Origin of the sequence: Corallococcus sp. CA053C (assembly GCF_003611675.1) — a bacterium.
Classification (GTDB): Bacteria; Myxococcota; Myxococcia; order Myxococcales; family Myxococcaceae; genus Corallococcus.
On the sequence record NZ_RAWA01000638.1, the window covers coordinates 1 to 3,455 of the forward strand.

Genomic DNA, 3,455 nt, shown 5'->3' on the forward strand with positions numbered 1-3,455 from the left:
GCTTCGCGGGGGCGGCGTCCGGGGCGCGGCTCTTCAGCAGGCCCCTCTCCAGCGGCGTCCACTGACGCTTCACGGCCACGGGCACCAGCTTCACCGTCGCCGGGCGGGCCGCGGCGGGCGAGGCCAGGGCCTTGCCATCCCGGCCGTTGCGCACGGTGACGCGCACCTGCGGCTTCTTGCCCGCGGTGGACGTGTCCGCGACCAGCACCGCGCTCAGGCCCAGCTCGCTCGCCACGGCGGCGGCACCGGCGGGCGTCGTGGGGTCCTCGCCCAGGCGCGAGGCGGCGGAGCGCACCGCGGACTCGGGGACGACTTCATAGCGGGCCGGCCGGCGGGCAAGCTCCGCCTCCAGCGCGTCGCGCGCGGCGTCCGCGTGCGGACCGGAGGCGAGCACCGCGACCCGGCGCACCTCCACCTTGCTCTTGCCCTTGCTCTTGCTGGCGGCCTTCGACTTCTTCGCGGACTGCGTCGTCTTCGCGGGCTTCTTCGGCGCGGCGTACGCCACGGGGCCCAGGAGCAGGGCCGCGCCCAGGAGGGCGGCGAAGGAGGACGAACGGGAGCGGATCTTCACGGGGTGCTCGGCTTTCCGGCGACCAGCCACTCCGTGAGGCACGCGGTGTCCGCCGCGTTCAGCGAACCGCCCTGCGGCATCCTCCCGCCGCAGCCGGGCGAGTCCGTCAGCTTCTTCAGGAAGAGCGACCCGGACGGGTTGGCGCTGTCCGCCAGGGGCATGGACGAGCACGTCGCGGAGGCGGTGGTGGTGTAGAGCCGGCCCGGCAACCCGGCCGCCTGCAGATCCAGGCCCGCGCCGGTGGCCTTGGTCTCGGTGGAGTGGCACGCGAAGCACTGCGCCTGGAGGATGCCGGAGGCGGTGGTGCCGGGCGCGCAGGAGCCGGTGCCCCCGGTGAAGCGCTCGGGGTCATCCAGCCCGCCAGCACAGCCGGCGGTGGTGACGAGAAGCGCGGCCGCGAACAGCGAGGCCAGCGGCGCGCGGTACGGACGACGGGCGGCGGAAGGGTTCGCGAACAAGACGACCACGTGGGCAAGAGGGGGGGACGACACGGCCCGCAGCCTACCCGGCCCGCGCTCGACTGTGCACCCCTCAACGGATCCGCTCTCACCGCGCGTGACACATGCCTCGTCCTGACGGGCAGGAACGGGTGGGCCGTTGTCACACCCGCGTCCTTCGTGGAGTAGGGAAGCGGGCTTTGGCTAGCGCTTCTTCTTCTTCAGGAAGCGGCTGACGCGCAGCTTCCCGAAGCGGCCGCCGAACAGGTACCAGGTGAGCACCGCGCCGAAGAGCGCCGCGGCCACCGCGATGCCCACGATGCCCAGCACCGGCACGTTCCCGTACATGGGCGGCCGGGGCGCGAAGGCGATGAACGCGCCCACGATGAAGCCGCACGCGCACAGGCCCAGGAAGGCGATGACGGCCACGCTGCGCAGGTTCTCGTTGAGCTTGTCGAACTGCTCCGCGCGCACCGTGACGCTGAACTTGCCCGTCTCCAGGTCCATGAGGATCTGCGACAGCTGCGTGGGCAGGTCCTGCGCCATGGACTGGAAGCGCAGGAGCGTGCGCATCAGCCCGCCCTGGAGCTGGCTTGCGTCATAGCGCCCGGCCATCAGCTCCTTCGCGTACGGGAGCGCGACCTCCAGGATGTTCATCTCCGGGTAGAGGCTGCGGAGCATGCCCTCGGTGGAGATGGCGGCGCGCGACAGCAGCGCGTACTCCTTGGGGATGCGGATGCGGTACTTCACCGCCAGGTCCAGCAGGTCGCGCAGGAGCGTGCGCGCGTCCACCTGGCCCAGCGTGGTGGGCAGGTGCTGGCCGAGGATGGACTCGATGTCGTTGCGGAAGCCCATCAGGTTGGCGCGCGCGTCGGGCACGCCCACGCGGTAGAGGATGCGCGCCACGGAGTCGCTGTCCTTGAGCGCCACCGCGAGGCACAGCATCACCAGCGTCTCCTGCATGGGGCGCGTGAGCCGGCCCACCACGCCGAAGTCCAGCAGCGCCAGCCGGTTGCCCTCCAGCAGGAGCAGGTTCCCCGGGTGCGGATCTCCGTGGAAGAGGCCGTCGTCGAAGAGCTGGCGGAAGCTGGCCTCCAAGAGGTTCTGCGCCACCTGCTTGCGGTCCGCGTCGGCCAGGGCGGCGGGGTTGATCTTCTCGCCGCGGATGAACTCCAGCGTGAGCACGGTGCGGCTGGAGAGCGCCGCGTGGACGCGCGGAATCTTGAGGTACGGGCGGTCCTTGTGGGTCTCCAGGAACGCGCGGATGTTGCTGGCCTCGTTGATGAAGTCCAGCTCCTCGTGGATGGCCCGGTCGAACTCGTCCACGATGCCGGAGGGCGTGTAGATGCCCGTCTCTTCCACCACGGCCTCCAGCAGGCGCGCCAGCGAGCGCAGCACGCCCAGGTCCGCGTCGATGCGCTGGGCGATGTCCGGCCGCTGCACCTTGATGACGACCTCCTCGCCCTCCAGCGTCACCGCGCGGTGCACCTGGGCGATGGACGCGGCGGCGAGCGGCTCCGGATCCACGTGCGCGAACAGCTCCTGCACGTCCTTGCCCAGGGCCTCGCGGATCTGCGAGTGGATCTGCTCCAGGGGGATGGCCTCCACGTTGTCCTGGAGCGTGGCCAATTCCTCCACGAACTCCGCGGGCAGCAGGTCCGCGCGGGTGGAGAGCACCTGGCCCAGCTTGATGAACGTGGGCCCCAATTCCGCGAGGAACATGCGGAAGCGGTGCGCGGTGGACGTGCGCTGGGACTCCTGGGAGACCTCCACCTTCTCCTTGCGGCCGAGCATGCGCCACACGCCCGCGCGCTCCGCCACCTCGCCGAAGCCATGGCGGGCGGCGATGACGGTGATCTGCCGGATGCGGTTGAGGTCCTGGAGGTTCATGGGAGGGAGGGCGCGGGCACCACCGAAGGCCGGGCCACGTAGCGCAATAGCACGTACCCCACGACCGCGGAGAGCAGCGACCCGGTGAGGATGCCCAGCTTGGCTTCCGCCAACAGTGCCGGCTGTCCGGCGAAGGCCAGCCCGCCCACGAACAGGGCCACCGTGAAGCCGATGCCCGCCACCACCGCCACGCCGTGGAGCTGCGCGAGGCTGGCTCCGCCCGGCAGGGGTGACACGCCCGCCTTCGCCGCGGCCCAGGTGAAGAGGAAGATGCCCACCTGCTTGCCCACGAAGAGGCCGACGATGATGCCCAGGGGCAGGGGCTTGAAGAGGTCCGCCAGGCCCATGCCGGACACGTCCACGCCGGAGTTGGCCAGCGCGAACAGCGGCACGATGCCGTACGCCACGAAGCCGTGCCACAGGTGCACGAAGCGGTTGAGCGGCGGCTCGATGTCCTCCAGCGCCTCCTCGATGTGGAGCAGCTGCGCGCCTCTCTCGCTCTCGTCATCCGCGCGCGCCACGAGCCCCTGGATGTACGTCGCCAATTCCTCCAGCAC

At 71.0% G+C, this 3,455-nt stretch carries 4 protein-coding genes; all 4 read right to left on the reverse strand.

What is annotated here, in order from left to right:
- Window positions 1-571, reverse strand: a 571-nt coding sequence (locus D7V97_RS41370; protein WP_147445210.1) for a hypothetical protein, incomplete at its 3' end; no start/stop codon positions are given.
- Window positions 568-1,062, reverse strand: a complete 495-nt coding sequence (locus tag D7V97_RS41375) for a hypothetical protein (protein WP_147445211.1) — start codon at window positions 1,060-1,062, stop codon at window positions 568-570. The genes D7V97_RS41370 and D7V97_RS41375, both read right to left, overlap by 4 nt.
- Window positions 1,063-1,212: 150 nt before the next feature.
- Window positions 1,213-2,898, reverse strand: a complete 1,686-nt coding sequence (locus tag D7V97_RS41380; RefSeq protein ID WP_120616042.1) for an AarF/ABC1/UbiB kinase family protein — start codon at window positions 2,896-2,898, stop codon at window positions 1,213-1,215.
- On the reverse strand, window positions 2,895-3,455 hold a 561-nt coding region (locus D7V97_RS41385; protein WP_147445212.1), incomplete at its 5' end, for a Na+/H+ antiporter NhaA. The genes D7V97_RS41380 and D7V97_RS41385, both read right to left, overlap by 4 nt.

Excerpts from the sequence above, each read along its gene's own strand:
- D7V97_RS41380 (WP_120616042.1), bottom strand. The coding sequence starts at position 2,898 with ATGAACCTCCAGGACCTCAACCGCATCCGGCAGATCACCGTCATCGCC.